We start from the raw sequence: 17,508 nt of genomic DNA on the forward strand, positions 1-17,508 counted from the left end.
TATGCATGTATAGGTGATAGGTTAGAGCATTCATGGACTGCGGACCCGCTATATGTGCTTTCCAAGGAAGAATTTAAAAGCCAATCATTTTAATAAATGTTCAAATCGGGAATAATCTATCTTGTGACGCTTTAAATTCTTGACGAGATAAGAGTAATCCCGTCGTGGGGTCGCTTTAATGTAACCTTCGATACAATGATCACGTGTTACTTCAGTTGCGCCGCTCTCTACAGCAACCTGTCCGATCTTGGCAGCAATGGTATGCTTGGCAATATCACGGAACGCTTGCGGAACGGGATCGACAAGCAACTGTAGGAAATCCCTAGTATCATCGGTCCATAAGGGGCGACTTTTCTCCACCCAATAGTTTTGCCAGTCAAGCTTGGACTTGCCGTCTTTCATGGGTAATACTTTCATAAACTTGCGAAACATAAAAAATCCGCCTATTGCCATAAAGCCAATCATAACAAATCCCCAGAAGGCGATCGAATTCATAAACCAATTCGGAGGAGTGGTGCTGGCGAGCGGCAATAAAATGTGAACTGTGTACATATAAGGATCACCTCGAGGTCATTACCTAAATTTACAAGTGCAACTATACGAATTATACCGCATTCCTAGATTTATTTCGATATTACCTGTAAAATAAGGGACATTAATTGAAGGGAGCTGTACTATGTTAAAGATCGGATCGCACGTTTCGTTTTCGGACAAGGGTTTGCTAAGCGCTGCTACAGAAGCTGCCACTTATGGTTCGAGCTCATTTATGATATATACCGGCGCTCCACAAAATACGCGTCGTAAGCCTATTGATACGTTATATATAGAAGAAGGCAAGGAATTGATGAATAAGAATGGTGTGGATGAAATCGTTGTACACGCACCGTATATTATCAACCTAGGATCGTATAAGCCTGATACGTTTGAACTTGCGGTAAACTTTCTGCAAGAAGAAATTCGTCGTACGCATCATATTGGTGTAAGAAACATCGTACTTCATCCAGGTGCCTATACGGACAAAGATGCGGAATTTGGCATCAACCGGATCGCGGAAGGATTAAATGAAGTACTGCGAAATACAAGTGAGACTGACGTTAATATCGCGCTTGAGACAATGGCCGGCAAAGGCACAGAGATTGGCCGCAGTTTCGAGGAACTCGCAGCAATTATTGACAAGGTGGAGTTGAACAGCCGTCTGACGGTATGTATGGATACGTGCCACATTCATGACGCTGGTTATGATATCGTGAACGATTTGGACGGTGTATTGGAGAAGTTTGATCGGCTGGTTGGCCTTGATCGTATAGCAGTAGTGCACTTAAATGACAGTAAGAATCCAACTGGGGCGAGCAAGGACCGCCATGCACCGGTTGGGTCAGGATGGATAGGGTTTAACGGCATTAACAGTGTTGTTCAACATCAAGGACTTCAAGGCCGTCCGTTTATCTTAGAGACACCGTGGATCGGTAAAGATGCGAAAAAACAGCGCCCAATGTACGAAGCTGAGATTGCACTTCTTCGCGGTAACGTGAAGGAGCGGTTTGGAGATGCGTTTATTGAGGATGTCGAACGACTGAACCATTACTTTGCTAACGAGGGTATAGACCGTCGTGGATTCGTACTGGATACATGGAACCTGCTTAAAAATGATGCCAAGGCTAAGAAGGCTGACCCGCGTGAGCCATTGGAGCGTTTGTATGATCAAGTTATTGCAGCGGAATTGCTGCCTGATCTGGCCGAGGAACAGGTGAACCAACGGATCACAGTGTGGCTTGCTGGAACGGACGCTTTAAAATAAAGCGGATGATTGACACTGCTAATAAAACAATTACCTATATATAGTGATGCTTTATAGATAGAGGGAGGGAAACTTATGACACACCAACACACATTAACCCATGTCCGTTCAATTGCGGACAACCTGTCAGTGCATCGCGCACGGATGCTCATTTCCTGCCCGGATCGTGCTGGGATCGTTGCCACTGTATCTAGATTTTTGTATGAGCATGGCGCTAATATCGTTCAATCAGACCAATATACAATGGATCCGGACGGTGGCATGTTCTTTATGCGAATTGAGTTTGATATGGATCATTTGCAGGATCATCTGCCTCAAGTGAAGCAAGATTTTGCTTCCATTGCAGGCGAGTTCCAGATGGATTGGCGTATTTCTCGTGTAAGTGAGAAGAAGCGCCTTGCGATCTTTGTATCAAAAGAAGATCATTGTTTACTGGAGCTGATCTGGCAATGGCAGGCTGGAGATCTTGATGCTGATATTGCGATGGTAGTGAGCAACCATAACGATATGCGTGAATATGTGGAGTCATTTGGGATCCCGTATCACTATATTCCGGTTACACCTGATACGAAGCAGGAGGCAGAGCAAAAGCAGCTCGACGTAGTGAGCGGTCAGGCAGATGTCATCATACTGGCTCGTTATATGCAAATTATTCCGCCGCGCTTCATAGAAGAGTATCAGAATCAGATTATTAACATTCATCATTCGTTCTTGCCAGCATTTGTTGGCGGTAAACCTTATCACCAAGCCTATGGTCGCGGGGTTAAGCTAATAGGAGCGACTGCACATTACGTGACGGAAGAGTTGGATGGCGGTCCGATTATTGAACAAGACGTGGGGCGCGTGACCCATCGAGCAGATGTAAATGAATTAAAGCGTATCGGTCGCACGATCGAGCGAGTTGTATTGGCGCGTGCTGTTCATTGGCACGTTGAAGATCGGATACTCGTCTATCAGAATAAGACAGTTGTCTTTAACTAGAGTTTATTCGTATATTTGAGATTATCACATGAGAAGCTGTCCTCTTGCTTAAGGGGGACAGCTTCTATATGTTGGCTCGCATATACAATATTATGTCTAGGATATAAAGGAGTCTATCGTCACGGGCCAACGCTATTTTTCAGTCAAGTTAAGGAGAGCAGCCTTTTTTACTCTATAGGTTGACGAATCGTACTGAAAGAAAAGCAACTAGCGCGATAAATCATATACTGATATAGTGTATGAAGTGATAGATAGGTTATGAACGACGGGTGTGAACTCATATGAACCATGATGAATCAAGAAGTCTAGCTGCATGGGTAGAGAGTAAGCTGTTGCCTGATCTAATAATATATAGTGACTCCCCGGATGATCCGGTTGTTGTGAAGTATATGCCTGAACCGTGGATATTGCTAGGTACAGGTAATTATGCTGCTGTGTTTGCAAATAGTCATGACAGTGAATGGGTCGTTAAAGTATATGCTGAAGGACGGCCTGGCTTAACGGAAGAGGCTGAGGTGTACCATAAGTTGGGCATACATCCTGCCTTCTCCGAATGCTTAGGAGTTGGACATAACTACTTGATATTACGGCGGCTGAGAGGTATTACGTTGTATGATTGTTTGTTAAAAGGGATCCCTATACCGCCTTCTGTCATTTCCGACGTGGATGCAGCACTGGCTTATGCAAGAGCTAAAGGACTGAATCCTAGAGATATTCATGGCAAAAATATATTAAACGACAACGGTCGCGGTTCGGTAGTTGATGTATCCGACTTTTTGCTGGAAGGTCCCGATCGATTATGGCGTGATATGAAACGTGTATACCAATGGGTGTATAAACCGTTGCTGTTAAAATGGCCGATCCGTCTACCTGCCTTTTTGCTGGAGGGCTTGCGCAAAGGCTACCAACGTATTCGCAAGCAACGAAGGAACAGGTCAATTGATTTATAGCTACGTGGTGATTCTGATCTTGATGTGAGATCCTGGAAATATAACTAAATTAGCCGTTACCGTTAAATAGGCTGTATACGGCAGCACGAAGGAGCTGGGGCGTTCCTGTTACGTAAGACGATTTGGTCTTCGTCACAACACCGCAGCTTATTTGTGTTCGTATTTTCACGCATACTCGCCTAAATCATCTCAAAAAAGGGCATACAATAGATGTCCCTCCATGCTTCTTTTTTAGCAATGACTCCAACAGTTGAGCTGCTCTTAGCTGTTGTGCCACCGTCTCTTGCGGAGATCCCTGGCGCAACTCAAGTAAATATGGGAACGAGTCGGCTGGAGCTATAACGGAGTTCAAAGTTGTAGCTCTGTAATCGTTAGTGTGAAGGACATCATGATGTTATGTTGTAGGATCATTTTTTATTACGTTGAAGTAGCATAGTAAACAAACAAATGGTACAATAATGCAAAATGCAGTAGACAAGCTGAGTGATGAACATCATATTCATTTTTTTCAGCTTGTACATAGAGAGGGAGGAAATCAGCAATGACAGCAACGCCATTAAACATCGATCAACTTTCCATCGCTTCTATCCGTACTTTGGCGATCGATGCAATTGAGAAAGCAAAATCCGGACATCCGGGTATGCCAATGGGTGCCGCACCGATGGGATACCATTTGTTTGCCAAAGCCATGACGCATAACCCGACAAATCCGACATGGATTAACCGAGACCGCTTTGTATTATCTGCAGGCCACGGCTCCATGTTGTTATACAGCTTGCTGCATCTGAGTGGTTACGATCTTCCTTTAGATGAAATTAAAAATTTCCGCCAATGGGGAAGCAAAACGCCTGGCCATCCAGAGTTTGGACATACGGCAGGTGTTGATGCGACAACAGGTCCGCTTGGTCAAGGGATTGCTATGGCGGTAGGTATGGCTATGGCAGAAGCGCAACTTGGCGCGACGTACAATCGCGACCAATTTAACGTGGTGGATCACTTCACATATGCAATCTGCGGTGACGGAGACCTCATGGAAGGTGTTGCTAGTGAAGCAGCTTCTCTCGCAGGGCATTTGAAATTAGGTAAATTAGTCGTGTTGTACGACTCCAATGATATAACACTTGACGGCGAAGCAAACCTCTCGTTTAGCGAAAATGTACGTCAACGTTTTGATGCTTACGGTTGGCAGACATTGCTTGTCGAGGATGGCAATGACTCTGCTGCAATCGAAGCTGCAGTGAACGCAGCCAAGCAGGATACAAGCAAACCAACACTGATCGAAGTGAAGACGGTCATCGGCTATGGCAGCCCGAATAAACAAGGTAAGGGTGGGCACGGCGGTACGCATGGCTCGCCGCTCGGTTCGGACGAAGCTAAGTTGACCAAAGAGTTCTACCAATGGGGACATGAGGATTTCTATGTTCCAGAAGAAGTGTATACTCACTTTGAAACAAATGTTAAGCACAAGGGTATTCAAGCCAATGATACTTGGGACAAGCAGTTCGAGCAATACGCACAAGCTTATCCAGAGCTTGCTGCTCAATTCAATACAGCGATTAGCGGCAAACTGCCTGAGAATTGGGATGCTGCATTGCCTGTGTATGCTTCAACAGACAAAGCACTCTCAACACGTGTTGCTTCCGGCAACGCACTGAATGGCCTGGCGAAGAACATCCCGTTCTTAACGGGTGGTTCAGCGGACTTGGAGAGCTCGACGATGACACACTTGAACGATCTTCCTTCCTTCCGTCCAGGTCAATATGAAGGACGCAACTTGTACTTTGGTGTTCGCGAATTTGCAATGGCTGCAGCGATGAACGGCATGGCTTTGCACGGCGGCGTGAAAGTATTCGGAGGCACGTTCTTTGTATTTACGGACTACTTGCGTCCAGCAGTGCGCTTGTCTGCTCTAATGGGATTACCAGTTACTTACGTGCTGACCCATGATAGTATTGCTGTTGGAGAAGACGGGCCGACACACGAGCCGATCGAGCAGCTTGCTTCGGTACGAATCATTCCTGGCTTGACTGTAATTCGTCCAGCTGACGGCAATGAGACGTCTGCAGCGTGGGCATATGCAATGGAGAACACGAGCAGTCCGATCGTACTTGTGCTGACTCGTCAGAACTTGCCGATTCTCGAAGCTACTCCAGAAGGCGCGCGTGAAGGCATTACCCGCGGGGCGTATGTTGTGGCTGACGCTGCTAACGGCAAGGCGCAAGCGCAAATTATCGCAACAGGCTCCGAAGTACAATTGGCTGTACGCGCACAACAGGCTCTAGCTGAGGAAGGCATACAAGTTCGTGTTATTAGTATGCCAAGCTGGAATCTGTTCGAGCAGCAACCACAAGCGTACAAGGATTCAGTTCTGCTGCCTGACGTGAAAGCACGCCTTGCAGTTGAGATGGCATCTCCATTTGGTTGGGAGCGATATGTCGGCGACCAAGGTGATATCTTGGCCATTTCGACATTTGGTGCTTCGGCCCCTGGCGATCGTGTTATGAGTGAATATGGTTTCACGGTTGAAAATGTAGTTGCACGTGTTAAGGCGCTTTTGTAATTCTAACGCAGCTCAAAATTGTATAACGGGGAGTAGGAGAAACGATGTCACAAGCCCAAAATTCTGCAACAGCTCAATTTGAGCAGGTTACGGTCGTTAAAGCGGCTAATATTTATTTTGAGGGTAAAGTTACCAGTCGTACAGTGGTATTCCCAGACGGGACCAAAAAAACATTAGGTATTATGATGCCGGGTGAGTACGAATTTGGAACGGACACTGCAGAGATTATGGACATTACGGCTGGCAAGCTGGATGTGCTTCTATCGGGGCAAACCGAATGGCTCCAGATTGATGGCCAAGGTGAATTTACGGTACCGGCTCGTTCCAGCTTCAAGCTAGTTGTACACACAGTAACGGATTATTGCTGCTCCTACATCCCGGAATAAACGTATAGACATGCATTTGGAAAGTCCCCGCCTGGAATATAGACAGGACGGGGGCTTTTTACATTAGGCTTGAATAATCCAGCATATCCTAATAGAGGGGAGGCGTGATGAGACATGCTTCATCAGTATGAAATCACGACCCGTCGACTGACGATTAGGCCATTTAGAAAGGAAGATTATACGGACTGGTTTTATCAGCATAAGAATCGGTTACCGTCGCAACACAAGTACGATGAGGGAAACCTGGATATGTGCGCCTGTACGGAAGAGTGGTTCGATTCATGGATCAAGAGACATGAGCAGTTGGCGGCAGAAGATAGCGAGTATTTGTTTGGCGTGTTTCGGCAGGAGGATAATGCACATCTCGGAGACATCGATATTTCAACCCTGTTAAGAGGCGATTTTCAATGGGGGCGTGTCGGCTATATGCTGCACAATCAGCACTGGAACCAGGGCTACGGCAAAGAGGCGGTACAGGCAGTCATGCACATAGCTATGGGCCCCTTACAATTTCATCGTATAGAAGCTCATATTAATACCGATAATCTAGTTTCTATTAAATTAGCGGAAAGTGTAGGCATGAAATTTGAATGTATCCGTAAATCATTTATTTACGAGCACGGCAACTGGACTGATCAGTTGATCTATTTCATTCATTCCAGTTAGCAAGGTTAGTACAGTGGGGATGCCATAGCATGTCACAGATTACGATTACAATTCTGAGGAATAAATAAGTAAATGTATAAAACTATGAGGGATGTTGCTTTGACTATTCAGCTAGAACATCAAGGAGCTGTCCCATACCCCATTACTGAACAGCAGTCTTGGGTGAATGACACAACTCCTCTATATATTGAAAGGTTTCCAACTAACAAGAAGCCTGATTAGTTGCCTTTCGGTTGGTTAATAGCTTGGCCAATCCATTGTTCATATACTTTTACAACCGCACATAAATCTTCTTCACCGTAACCGGAAGTTTGTCCCATTTGAAAAATGCTTTTTGCCAGCTCCAGCAGCGGTGTAGGGGACTGCATCGTATCTGTAAGCACAGAGGCAAGCTTTAAATCTTTAAGCATGAGCTGCAATGAAAATTGATTGTCAAAGTTGCTGGCGATAATTTTCTCGCCTTTCAATTCGGCTGCTTTGCTGCCCGCGCTGCCATTGCGCACAACCTCAAGGAATGCCGTCGGATTAACGCCTGCTTTGGATACAATCGAGAAGCCTTCTGCTAAAGCAACGTTGTTAATACCAACGATCGTATTATGTGCTAGCTTGGTAATCGCACCGCTTCCTGTCGGCCCCATATGCACCATGCGGCTGCCCATTGCTTCAAAAACAGGCATGGCGCTTGCGAGTGCCTCAGCTTCGCCGCCAATCATAAACAACAGTGTACCGGCTTCAGCCGCAGGCTTGCTTCCGGTGACTGGTGCATCAAGAAACTTGGCGCCGCGCGTTTCGCAATCCATTGCCAAGCGCTTGACCAGCGAAGGCGAGATCGTACTGCTGTCGATCACGATTGCGCCTGCCTGAACGCCAGCCAGTATGCCTTCGTCGCCGTCATAAATATTCATAATCGATGTATCATCGCTAACCATCGTAATGACTACTTCAGCTTGTGAGGCAGCTTCACGCGGTGTAGCCGCGACAATGGCGCCTTGCTGCTGCAAAGGGGCAGCCTTCTCCGCTGATCGGTTGTATACGGTCACTTCAAATCCTTTGCCAAGCAAATTAAGAGCCATCGGGGCTCCCATTGTACCTAGGCCAAGAACAGCAACTTTCTTCATATCGATTCACCTCTACGTATGATATTCTGCATTTCAGAGCATACAAATCATGTCCCATAATATTGTAGCATATTCCATCTGCTTAGCGGGGTGATAGCGTATTCATATAGGTAGAGGGACAATGCAATAAATATGTTTTATCATGTAAACCTTTACAATGGAAGGTGTTCCCTTGTGTTTCCTGTTGAAATCCAGTATCCTAAAATTATATCGATTTTCGCGGGTTAAAGTGGCAAAGTCAACCAATTATATAGGAGGGTGAACAATGTCTAAGAAAGTACAATTTGACTACAGTAAAGCATTGTCATTCGTCGGGCAACATGAAGTCGACTATTTTGCGGAACCTATTCGTCTCGCTCATGAGCAGTTACATAACAAGACGGGCACAGGTTCTGACTACTTAGGCTGGATCGACCTGCCTTTTAATTACGATAAAGAAGAATTTGCGCGTATTAAGCAAGCCGCCAAGCGCATTCAGGACAATTCCGAAGTGCTGATTGTTATCGGCATCGGTGGTTCATATCTTGGTGCACGCGCTGCAATTGAGATGCTTGGCCATTCCTTCTACAACATGTTGCCGAAGGACAAGCGCAGCACACCTGAAATTTACTTTGCTGGTAATAACATCAGCTCAACATATGTGACACATCTGCTTCAATTGATTGAAGGCAAAGATTTCTCTATCAACGTGATCTCCAAGTCAGGGACTACAACAGAACCAGCCATCGCGTTCCGTATTTTCAAGGATGCATTGGAGAAGAAATACGGCAAGGAAGAAGCGAAGACTCGTATCTTTGCAACTACTGACCGTGAAAAGGGTGCTCTTAAGAAGCTGTCTACAGAGGAAGGTTACGAGACATTTGTTATTCCTGACGACGTAGGCGGACGTTACTCTGTGTTAACACCGGTTGGCTTGCTGCCGATTGCGGTAGCAGGAATTGATATCGATGACATGATGAAGGGTGCTCAGGAAGCTGCTACGGAGTATAACAATCCGAATGTGGCAGAGAACTTGAGTTACCAGTACGCAGCCGTTCGCAACGCACTCTATCGTAAAGGCAAAGCCATCGAGATCTTGGTAAACTACGAGCCTTCCCTGCACTTTGTATCCGAATGGTGGAAACAACTGTACGGAGAAAGCGAAGGCAAGGATTACAAGGGGATTTATCCTGCAGCGGTAGACTTTTCGACAGACTTACATTCCATGGGTCAATTTATCCAAGAAGGCGCACGTAACTTGTTCGAGACGATTATCCAAGTGGATCAAGTTAAAGAACATATTACGATTAATGAAGATCCGGCGGACTTGGATGGCTTGAACTTCCTTGCAGGTAAGACGATGGACTTTGTGAACAAGAAGGCATTCCAAGGAACGATGCTCGCACATACGGACGGGCAAGTGCCGAACTTGATCGTGACCATCCCGGACATGACACCATATTCCTTTGGTTACTTGGTAACTTTCTTCGAGAAAGCTTGCGGTATCAGCGGATACCTGCTTGGTGTTAATCCATTTGATCAGCCGGGCGTGGAGGCTTACAAGAAGAATATGTTTGCATTGCTTGGCAAACCTGGCTATGAAGCAGAGAAAGCTGAGTTAGAATCACGACTATCTGAATAAACTTATTCTGAACGTAGCCATACGACGGTTGAACCGGCATAAGCGCGTACAGCCTAGATATACATTCTGCCGATGGAAGCAGTTCACCGAATATGGGGAACTGCTTTCTTGGCAATAAGTGGATGGTGAATGTTGTTGTTGGAACGCTACAAGACGGTGCGACAATTTGGCAGCCAAGAGATTGTAATCAAAAAGTCGCGTTTTATCGGCTACGCGAAGCCGGTAAAAACCGAAGCGGAAGCGCTTGAATTTATAGAAGAGATCAAGAAGAAGCATTGGAATGCCACTCATAACTGTTCGGCTTACATGATCGGGGAGCGTGATGAGATTCAGAAGGCATCCGATGATGGAGAACCGAGCGGGACTGCCGGCAAGCCTATTTTAGAAGTGATGAAGAATCAAGGCTTGAAGGATGTGGCAATCGTCGTTACTCGTTACTTCGGTGGCATTATGCTTGGTGCAGGGGGACTTATTCGCGCTTACACGGATGGTGCCGTGGCTGCAATTGAGGGTGCAGAATCAATCGTGAATGTGTTGCACCAGCAAGTGTTTGTCGAAGTCGATTATACATGGTTAGGCAAGCTTGAAAATGAACTTAGAAATAGAGATACACGGATGGGAGACACGACATTTACGGATAAAGTGACTTTGGTATGTTTACCGGTCGCTTCGCAAAGCGATTCCTTTATGGCGTGGATGACTGACTTGACGCAAGGTCAAGCGGCTATCAGGAAGGGAGACCTTGTATATTACATTGAGGGACAATAAGGAGAACCGCTATGCCAAGAAAAGCAGTAGATCAGGAGTTGTCGCGTGAGCGTATATTAGAGGTAGCTAGGCATCTTTTCGTAACAAAAGGGTATCGAGCTATTTCGATGCGCAGTATAGGTCAGCAGCTTGGATACAGTCATGGTTCGCTCTACTATCATTTTAAAGATAAAGCAGAACTCTTTTATGCGTTGGTTCAAGAAGATTTTAGGCGTCTTGGTCGTCTGTTTGAGCGTGTTCTCAATCAAGCGCCAAATGATGGGATGTCGAAGCTTGAACAGGTGATGCTTGAGTTCATGAGCTATGGCCTTAATCATCCCCATCATTATGAGATTATGTTTATGACCAGGGACGAGGAATTGCTTGCCTATGCTCGCACGGAGCAAAGTCGTTGCTTTGAGATGTTCTCTACTATTGTTCGTCAATCACTAAGTTCGCATAGGTTGTCTGAGCATGACCGACACAACATACCACGAAGTTTATTTTTAGCTATGCATGGATTTATTTCCTATTACATTCAAGATCAAGTAACTTTTGAAGATGTTAAGCCGGCTGCTACTGCACACGTCCGCTTCTTATGTATGAAAGCGGTCGAAGAAGCAGCACAATCTGCATAAGGAACTTCTCCCGTGTTCCTTACAAATTAGGCAATGGCAGTGTACACGTTTAGCTGTCTGGCTACATATGCTGGCATTAGCCCAGTGGATCTAACGACACTGTAGCAGCACCGGATTGCGGATGATACAGCAGGAAATGTTGTATACTCGTACTTTACTATGGTCAAAGTTTAGTGTGATACCGCAATGCTATCGTGAAGTTTCTGGGCACAGCATGAGTTGGGAGGACAGTCAGCATGATTGAATATGTAGTACGGCCAGGGGATTCCATATATACGATTGCCAGCCGTTATGGTGTATCTCCAGCCTATTTGGCGCAGGTTAATGGCTTGACTTTGAATGATATTGTATACCCTGGGCAGGTCGTAAGAGTGCCTACAGGAAGTGCGATACCGATTCCTGTGAGTCCAGTCCCGCCATTTATTCCTGGTGGGGGACAGCCTATACCGCCTCTTTTTCCTGATACATTTGCTTTAGAAAGAAGAGTGTCGGTATTGGAGCGACAAGTACATCAGCTTCAACGTGAAGTAGCCCAACTCAAAAGCCAACACGTGTGACCCTTACACATGAAGAGACGTTGGCAACTAGTCTATATGAGGTATCAAGCATGTGTTTACGTACAGTTTTGTACGTATGCAGATGCTTTTTTGCTGTGTATGAAGCCAGTTGTACGATAGGAGTTCGCATCATCACAGCGGCTTATATTTAATCTTGCAATAATGTAAGTTGAATGTATGTAAAATGTAGGTCAGAATTAAGATAGCACCGTGTCCTGTCTTTATAAAATAGGAGTGGGTAATAGGAGGAGCAGCCGTGCAGCATATATATAAGTGGAAAAAAATACTGCGCGGATTCCTAGCGGCCGGACTAATGTTTGTACTGCTTGGCTGTGGTCAGCAGACAGAGGAGAAGCTGCACGAGGTTCAGAGGCTTATTGCGGACGTACAAAAGGAGCATAGCCTGGATAAAGCAGCGCTAAAACGTGTAGTAATTGAGGGGATGGAACAATATTTACAGTTTACGATTCCGTCGGAACAGCTGCATTTATCCTATGGATTAAGTAAAAATTTAAAGCCATACGGCCTGAATTCACAAGCAGCAGGCGATATGGTCACGATTATCGGCCGTGTAACGCCTCGGTCAACAACAGTAGGACAGGATGTAAACGGTATATTTGCCGAGATTGATTGCAGCACCAACAAAGTATACTCGTTAGGTGTTATAGGAATGGATAGTCTAAGGCATAACGGATGGAAGGATCAATATTCAACCTCAGCAGAGCAAAAGGCACGATGGTTTATAACGGAGCATTTTCAGGTGAAGGAGGAGTCCCTCGTACGAATTCACCGTCGTGAATGGATAAGGGGTCGCTTCATGTTTTGGGACAAGGTGGAAAATACGAGGTATGTAGTCGCGGTTGATAAAACGAACCGCATTGTGGGTTTTCATAGTATGCAGGGGAATCAACAGTCTATCATGATGGACAAGGCACCCTTTCTATAACGCAAACAAGGCACCTGTCTCTGGCAGGTGCCTTTGTGTATCATCCAGTTAAGCTAGTTGTTTGAATCAGGTATTAAACGAATGATGCATTGACGTTCACGTGGTCCGTCGAACTCGCAGAAGTAGATGCCTTGCCAGGTCCCGAGCAGCAGATTGCCGTCATGGATGATGATGGTTTCAGAGCTTCCTACGGTGATGGCCTTTAAATGTGCGGCGGAATTCCCTTCAGTGTGTCTGTATTTAGCGTGTTTCCACGGATAGCACTCGTCAAGTCTCATCAAAACGTCGTGTTTGACATCAGGATCTGCGTTCTCATTAATCGTAATGCCTGCTGTTGTGTGTGGGCAGTACACCATCGCTATACCGCTGATAATGCCTGCGCTGCGCACAATGGTAGATACTTGCTTTGTAATCTCGATCATATCATCTCGCTGCAAGGTGCGAAGCCTTATCGTATGGAGCATTTTGGTTTCCCTCCCTTTTATATTAGACGTGTAATGATATGCAAAGTTTCTCCTATTTTCAGAATGACATATATGGGCGAATGAACCCATAATAAGGATTTTGAATAACTTACATAACGTTTAATTAAGTATTGACGGACGTACTAACATTTGGTAAAGTATTTTAAAATAAACACCAAGTAAACAAGTAGGAATTATTAAAGTTTATTTGGCAGAGAGCAAATGGATGGGGGAATTGTCTTGAATGCGGTATTGCATCATAAAGGGGTGCTGTGGGGATTTAGAACGACGCTGCTCTTGTATATGTTGTTGCTAATCATTTTACCGATCGCAGGAATATATGTTCAGTCCTTGTCTGGAGGACTAGGCGTCTTGGTGGAGAGTCTAGCTGAGCCGCTTGCATGGCAATCCGTCTGGTTGACTATCCGTTTGTCTTTAATTGCTGCCGTTATTAACGTTGCAGTTGGAACGTTATCCGCTTGGGTTCTGCACCGTTATCAATTTCCTGGTCGTACTTTACTTAACAGTCTTGTGGATTTACCATTTGCGCTGCCTACAGCAGTAGGTGGATTAATGATATTGCTTTTGCTCGGCCCGAACAGTTGGGTTGGTCAACTGGCTGACTCAATGGGCCTGCGAATTGTATTTGCAGAGCCTGCGATTGTTGTTGCAATGGTGTTTGTCACGTTTCCATTTGTCATTCGTGCTGTACAGCCGCTTCTCGAGGAAGCGGATCGTACGCAGGAGGAAGCTGCTCATACGCTCGGGGCCTCGAAGTGGAGGACGTTCTTTCAAGTGTTGCTTCCTCAGATGAGGCCGGGCATCATTAGTGGCGGAATGCTGGCGTTTTCCCGAGCGCTTGCTGAATTCGGGGCCGTTGTACTGGTGGCTGGCAACATACCAGGCAAGACGTTAATTGCTTCTGTATATATTTTTGGAGAGATCGAGAGCGATAATCCGCAAGGAGCCGCAGCGGTCTCTGTTATCCTCCTAACTTTGTCTTTCCTTATTCTGTGGCTTATTAATACGCTGCAAGCTCGGGAGGGACGATCATGACATCACGACCACCCCGCATCTCTCGTACTGGTAAGTCCCTAGTAGGTTTTACGTATATTCTATTTATTGTCCTCTTAATTGTTCCGCTGGTACAAATTGTACTTGGTGCTGGAGAGCAGGGTCTTGGCTCCTTTACACAATCCTTACTTCGCCCTGAGGCGCTGCACGCCATGTGGATGACCTTAAGTGTTGTCATCGTTGTGACGCTGCTTAACACCTTCTTTGGGATTTTGACAGCAATCGTAATTGTCCGGGGGGATTGGCTTGGCAGACGTGTACGTCAATTGATGAATAGCATCATAGATTTACCTTTTGCGGTCTCGCCAGTAATTGGCGGTTTTATGATTGTGCTTTTGCTTGGTCCGCATACGGTGCTGGGTGCTTTTCTTGCCAAGGTAGGTGTCCCGGTAGTGTATGCTTTTCCTGGCATGGTGCTAGCTACGTTATTCGTTACTTTTCCGCTTATGGTGCGTGAAGTAGTGCCGGTGCTGCAGGAGATTGGAACACAGCAGGAAGAGGCGGCATCGTTGTTGGGCGCGTACAGTTGGACGACGTTTTGGAAAGTGACTTGGCCTTCAATTCGCTGGGGTGTCACTTACGGCGTAGTCTTAACGATTGCACGTTCATTAGGTGAATTTGGTGCGGTCCTGGTCGTGTCAGGCAACATTATTAACAAGACACAGACGATGACAACACTCGTGTATCAAGACGTTGATAATTTTAATATCGCTGCAGCGAATAGTGTATCGCTCGTGCTTGCGATTGGCTCCGTGACGCTTTTGCTGTTGATGGAATGGGCCAAAAAAAGAAAAGGGGTGCAGGCAGATGCACATTGAGGTCAGAGATTTAAACAAATGGTTTGGTCAATATCATGCTGTCCGCAATGTGAATTTTGCGATCGAACCGGGTCAATTGATCGGCTTACTTGGTCCAAGCGGTGGCGGCAAAACGTCTGTTCTTCGGATGTTGGCTGGATTGGAGCGGCCAGACAGCGGTGAGATTCGTTTCTACGATAAGGTTGTAAATGATGTTCCGCCCCAGGAGCGCGGGATTGGATTTGTATTTCAACATTATGCCTTGTTTAAGCACATGACTGTGTTTGATAATATTGCCTTTGGCTTAACGATTCAGAAGTGGCCGAAAGATCGAATTCGCGCCAGAGTAGCCGAATTGCTGGAACTGACAGGACTAAGCGGGATAGAGAAACGCTACCCGCATCAATTGTCGGGCGGTCAGCGTCAGAGAGTGGCGTTTGCGCGGGCGCTTGCGCCAGAACCGCAGCTGTTGCTGCTGGATGAGCCGTTTGCGGCCATTGATGCAAAGATTCGTAAAGAGCTGCGCAGTTGGCTGAAATCACTGATTGATCGTGTCGGCATTACCTCCATATTCGTAACGCATGATCAGGATGAGGCCATTGAAGTAGCCGACGAGATCATGATTATTCAGCAAGGCGCTGTCGAACAGAAGGGGACACCTTGGGATATTTACAAGACACCGCAAACTCCGTTCGTAGCTGAGTTTATCGGGGAGTCTACGATATTAACCAATGTGCACACGTTAAAAGGGTTTGATTCAACCTCGGCCTGGCCAAATAGCAAAGCGCTTATACGTCCAGAGTACATTGAAGTGGGCAGAGTTGGTGAGCTGCGTCTGGCATCTGCAAGCGAGCGAGGCGTCGTGAAGGCGCTGCATTTCCGAGGAAGCGAGTGGTTGGTTGAGGTAGCAGTAGGACAGTTGACGCTCAAGACTTACCGAACGTTGGAGAATCCGGTATTGCAGATTGGTGAAGAGGTGCAGGTGCTTGTGCACCGTGTATATTTATTTAATGAAGATGACCATTGGGTAATGGAGAATCCGTTAAAAGAAGACCCTATGCCTGTTCACATTTAGCGGAAGGAGAATGCTTCATGATACGTCCGTATGCTCAGAAGCCGAGGTTTAGATCAGTTTTTGTGCTTCTGCTTCTGCTTACGTTTACAGCTGTCAGCTTAACCGGCTGTGTACAGCAGGAAGCATCCCCACGCGAGAGTCTGCTCACGAATGAGAGCAAGGAGAACTCCTCCGTAACGTTAGTGATCGGAGCTTATTCGGTTGCAAAAGATGCGCTGCAGCTTATTATTCCAGCCTTTCAGCAGGCGTGGAAGCAGCAGACAGGGCAGACAGTCCAAGTGCAGCAATCATACGAGGCTTCTGGCACACAAGCTCGTTCCATTGCAGGGGGATTGGAGGCCGATGTCGCTTTATTTGCGATGTCGGGAGATGTGGATAAGCTTGTTAAGGCTAAGCTAGTATCTCCACAATGGCAGGAGCAAGATCCTTATGGCGGCATGGTAACCAACTCAATCGTAGTTATTGGTACCAGAGCGCACAATCCGCATCAGATAAAGGATTGGCAGGACCTTACACGCGAAGATGTAGATGTGTTATACCCTAATCCGAAAACGTCGGGCGGAGCGCAATGGGATATTAATGCGATCTATGGTTCAGGACTGCAATTGGCCAAAGAGCAGGGTGAAGAAGCGCCTACGTATGCTAAAAAGTTGCTGGCTGATATTCACAGCCGCGTGATCTCAATGGATAAAAGCGGTCGTGCCTCTATGGCAGCATTCGAGTACGGGGTTGGAGATGCGATCGTCACATATGAAAATGAACTGATTGCACGCCAGAAACAAGGCGTAAACTATGAAATCGTGGTGCCGAAGCATACGATTCGCATTGATAATCCAATTGTGGTGGTCGACCGCTATGCAGATAAGCATGGCACACGTGAAGCGGCAGAGGCGTTTGTTGCTTTTGCCAGAAGCGAGAAGGCACAACAGATTTGGGTGGAAGCGGGTTTCCGTGCCGTTAACAAGCAGGTAGCCAAAGAACAAGCTGCACAGATTGTTAATCCGGAAGGGTTATTTACGATTGAGGATATGGGCGGCTGGGAACACGTTCGAGAGACGTTATACAGTAAACGAGGAATATGGTATCAAGTGTTGGCTGGCTTCTGATACGGCTGCTCAAAGCACTAATAG

The 17,508-nt window shown here is 46.2% G+C and carries 18 protein-coding genes; 15 read left to right on the forward strand and 3 right to left on the reverse strand.

Features of this window, described 5'->3' with window-relative positions; all coding sequences use genetic code 11:
* Positions 1-84: 84 nt before the first annotated feature.
* Positions 85-552, reverse strand: coding sequence for a DUF2621 family protein (locus tag QP775_RS18905; protein WP_239332352.1), 468 nt, complete (start codon positions 550-552; stop codon positions 85-87).
* 124 nt (positions 553-676) lie between these two features.
* Between QP775_RS18905 and QP775_RS18910 the strand changes: the two genes are divergently transcribed.
* The 6 genes from QP775_RS18910 (at position 677) to QP775_RS18935 (ending at position 7,341) form a co-directional block, all read left to right on the forward strand.
* The gene (locus QP775_RS18910) at positions 677-1,798 is read left to right on the forward strand and encodes a deoxyribonuclease IV (protein ID WP_285108382.1); all 1,122 of its coding nucleotides are present in this window, start codon (positions 677-679) and stop codon (positions 1,796-1,798) included.
* Positions 1,799-1,873: 75 nt separating this feature from the next.
* The gene (purU, locus tag QP775_RS18915) at positions 1,874-2,779 is read left to right on the forward strand and encodes a formyltetrahydrofolate deformylase (protein ID WP_285108384.1); all 906 of its coding nucleotides are present in this window, start codon (positions 1,874-1,876) and stop codon (positions 2,777-2,779) included.
* Positions 2,780-3,060: 281 nt separating this feature from the next.
* Complete coding sequence (locus tag QP775_RS18920; protein ID WP_285108386.1) at positions 3,061-3,729, forward strand: serine/threonine-protein kinase; 669 nt, start codon at positions 3,061-3,063, stop codon at positions 3,727-3,729.
* Positions 3,730-4,270: 541 nt separating this feature from the next.
* Positions 4,271-6,289, forward strand: coding sequence for a transketolase (gene tkt, locus QP775_RS18925; protein ID WP_285108388.1), 2,019 nt, complete (start codon positions 4,271-4,273; stop codon positions 6,287-6,289).
* 44 nt (positions 6,290-6,333) lie between these two features.
* The gene (ppnP, locus tag QP775_RS18930; RefSeq protein WP_239332342.1) at positions 6,334-6,675 is read left to right on the forward strand and encodes a pyrimidine/purine nucleoside phosphorylase; all 342 of its coding nucleotides are present in this window, start codon (positions 6,334-6,336) and stop codon (positions 6,673-6,675) included.
* A gap of 114 nt (positions 6,676-6,789) precedes the next feature.
* Positions 6,790-7,341 (forward strand): GNAT family N-acetyltransferase, encoded by a 552-nt coding sequence (locus tag QP775_RS18935; protein WP_285108391.1) that lies wholly within the window; start codon positions 6,790-6,792, stop codon positions 7,339-7,341.
* A gap of 218 nt (positions 7,342-7,559) precedes the next feature.
* On the opposite strand, the gene QP775_RS18940 is transcribed toward QP775_RS18935, so the two are convergent.
* The gene (locus QP775_RS18940; protein ID WP_239332338.1) at positions 7,560-8,459 is read right to left on the reverse strand and encodes an NAD(P)-dependent oxidoreductase; all 900 of its coding nucleotides are present in this window, start codon (positions 8,457-8,459) and stop codon (positions 7,560-7,562) included.
* Positions 8,460-8,724: 265 nt separating this feature from the next.
* Here QP775_RS18940 and QP775_RS18945 point away from each other — a divergent pair, with 265 nt between their 5' ends.
* The 5 genes from QP775_RS18945 to QP775_RS18965 all read left to right on the forward strand — a co-directional run bounded on the left by QP775_RS18945 (position 8,725) and on the right by QP775_RS18965 (position 12,968).
* A complete protein-coding gene (locus QP775_RS18945; RefSeq protein WP_285108393.1) occupies positions 8,725-10,080 on the forward strand; it encodes a glucose-6-phosphate isomerase in 1,356 nt (451 codons plus the stop codon).
* Between the two features lie 135 nt (positions 10,081-10,215).
* Positions 10,216-10,848: a YigZ family protein gene (locus QP775_RS18950; protein ID WP_239332399.1), complete on the forward strand. Its 633-nt coding sequence runs from the start codon at positions 10,216-10,218 to the stop codon at positions 10,846-10,848.
* 11 nt (positions 10,849-10,859) lie between these two features.
* Positions 10,860-11,465 carry a TetR/AcrR family transcriptional regulator gene (locus QP775_RS18955; protein WP_028545933.1) on the forward strand — a complete coding sequence of 202 codons (606 nt, stop codon included), beginning with the start codon at positions 10,860-10,862 and terminating at the stop codon, positions 11,463-11,465.
* Positions 11,466-11,701: 236 nt separating this feature from the next.
* Complete coding sequence (locus tag QP775_RS18960; protein ID WP_239332334.1) at positions 11,702-12,022, forward strand: LysM peptidoglycan-binding domain-containing protein; 321 nt, start codon at positions 11,702-11,704, stop codon at positions 12,020-12,022.
* 256 nt (positions 12,023-12,278) lie between these two features.
* The gene (locus QP775_RS18965) at positions 12,279-12,968 is read left to right on the forward strand and encodes a hypothetical protein (RefSeq protein WP_285108397.1); all 690 of its coding nucleotides are present in this window, start codon (positions 12,279-12,281) and stop codon (positions 12,966-12,968) included.
* Between the two features lie 53 nt (positions 12,969-13,021).
* On the opposite strand, the gene QP775_RS18970 is transcribed toward QP775_RS18965, so the two are convergent.
* On the reverse strand, positions 13,022-13,432 hold the full coding sequence (locus tag QP775_RS18970) for a secondary thiamine-phosphate synthase enzyme YjbQ (RefSeq protein WP_239332330.1): 411 nt from the start codon (positions 13,430-13,432) through the stop codon (positions 13,022-13,024).
* Positions 13,433-13,672: 240 nt separating this feature from the next.
* On the opposite strand from QP775_RS18970, the gene cysT reads away from it, so the two are divergent.
* Genes cysT through QP775_RS18990 form a run of 4 tightly spaced genes read left to right on the forward strand, consistent with a single transcriptional unit; the run spans position 13,673 to position 17,484 of the window.
* Positions 13,673-14,488 carry a sulfate ABC transporter permease subunit CysT gene (gene cysT, locus QP775_RS18975; RefSeq protein ID WP_239332328.1) on the forward strand — a complete coding sequence of 272 codons (816 nt, stop codon included), beginning with the start codon at positions 13,673-13,675 and terminating at the stop codon, positions 14,486-14,488.
* Positions 14,485-15,324, forward strand: a complete 840-nt coding sequence (locus QP775_RS18980) for a sulfate ABC transporter permease (protein WP_239332326.1) — start codon at positions 14,485-14,487, stop codon at positions 15,322-15,324. Before cysT ends, QP775_RS18980 begins: the two co-directional genes overlap by 4 nt.
* The gene (locus QP775_RS18985; protein ID WP_285108400.1) at positions 15,314-16,378 is read left to right on the forward strand and encodes a sulfate/molybdate ABC transporter ATP-binding protein; all 1,065 of its coding nucleotides are present in this window, start codon (positions 15,314-15,316) and stop codon (positions 16,376-16,378) included. The genes QP775_RS18980 and QP775_RS18985 overlap by 11 nt, the downstream gene beginning before the upstream one ends.
* A gap of 17 nt (positions 16,379-16,395) precedes the next feature.
* The gene (locus QP775_RS18990; protein WP_285108402.1) at positions 16,396-17,484 is read left to right on the forward strand and encodes a sulfate ABC transporter substrate-binding protein; all 1,089 of its coding nucleotides are present in this window, start codon (positions 16,396-16,398) and stop codon (positions 17,482-17,484) included.
* Positions 17,485-17,508 lie beyond the last annotated feature (24 nt).

Source organism: Paenibacillus sp. UMB4589-SE434, assembly GCF_030226685.1.
In the GTDB taxonomy this organism is placed as follows: Bacteria; Bacillota; Bacilli; order Paenibacillales; family Paenibacillaceae; genus Paenibacillus_B.

Bases quoted from the DNA above. Each gene is read 5' to 3' on its own strand.
- QP775_RS18905 (WP_239332352.1), bottom strand. From the start codon at position 552: ATGTACACAGTTCACATTTTATTGCCGCTCGCCAGCACCACTCCTCCG.
- QP775_RS18910 (WP_285108382.1), top strand. From the start codon at position 677: ATGTTAAAGATCGGATCGCACGTTTCGTTTTCGGACAAGGGTTTGCTA.
- purU (WP_285108384.1), top strand. From the start codon at position 1,874: ATGACACACCAACACACATTAACCCATGTCCGTTCAATTGCGGACAAC.
- QP775_RS18920 (WP_285108386.1), top strand. From the start codon at position 3,061: ATGAACCATGATGAATCAAGAAGTCTAGCTGCATGGGTAGAGAGTAAG.
- tkt (WP_285108388.1), top strand. From the start codon at position 4,271: ATGACAGCAACGCCATTAAACATCGATCAACTTTCCATCGCTTCTATC.
- ppnP (WP_239332342.1), top strand. From the start codon at position 6,334: ATGTCACAAGCCCAAAATTCTGCAACAGCTCAATTTGAGCAGGTTACG.
- QP775_RS18935 (WP_285108391.1), top strand. From the start codon at position 6,790: ATGCTTCATCAGTATGAAATCACGACCCGTCGACTGACGATTAGGCCA.
- QP775_RS18940 (WP_239332338.1), bottom strand. From the start codon at position 8,459: ATGAAGAAAGTTGCTGTTCTTGGCCTAGGTACAATGGGAGCCCCGATG.
- QP775_RS18945 (WP_285108393.1), top strand. From the start codon at position 8,725: ATGTCTAAGAAAGTACAATTTGACTACAGTAAAGCATTGTCATTCGTC.
- QP775_RS18955 (WP_028545933.1), top strand. From the start codon at position 10,860: ATGCCAAGAAAAGCAGTAGATCAGGAGTTGTCGCGTGAGCGTATATTA.
- QP775_RS18960 (WP_239332334.1), top strand. From the start codon at position 11,702: ATGATTGAATATGTAGTACGGCCAGGGGATTCCATATATACGATTGCC.
- QP775_RS18970 (WP_239332330.1), bottom strand. From the start codon at position 13,432: ATGCTCCATACGATAAGGCTTCGCACCTTGCAGCGAGATGATATGATC.
- QP775_RS18980 (WP_239332326.1), top strand. From the start codon at position 14,485: ATGACATCACGACCACCCCGCATCTCTCGTACTGGTAAGTCCCTAGTA.
- QP775_RS18985 (WP_285108400.1), top strand. From the start codon at position 15,314: ATGCACATTGAGGTCAGAGATTTAAACAAATGGTTTGGTCAATATCAT.
- QP775_RS18990 (WP_285108402.1), top strand. From the start codon at position 16,396: ATGATACGTCCGTATGCTCAGAAGCCGAGGTTTAGATCAGTTTTTGTG.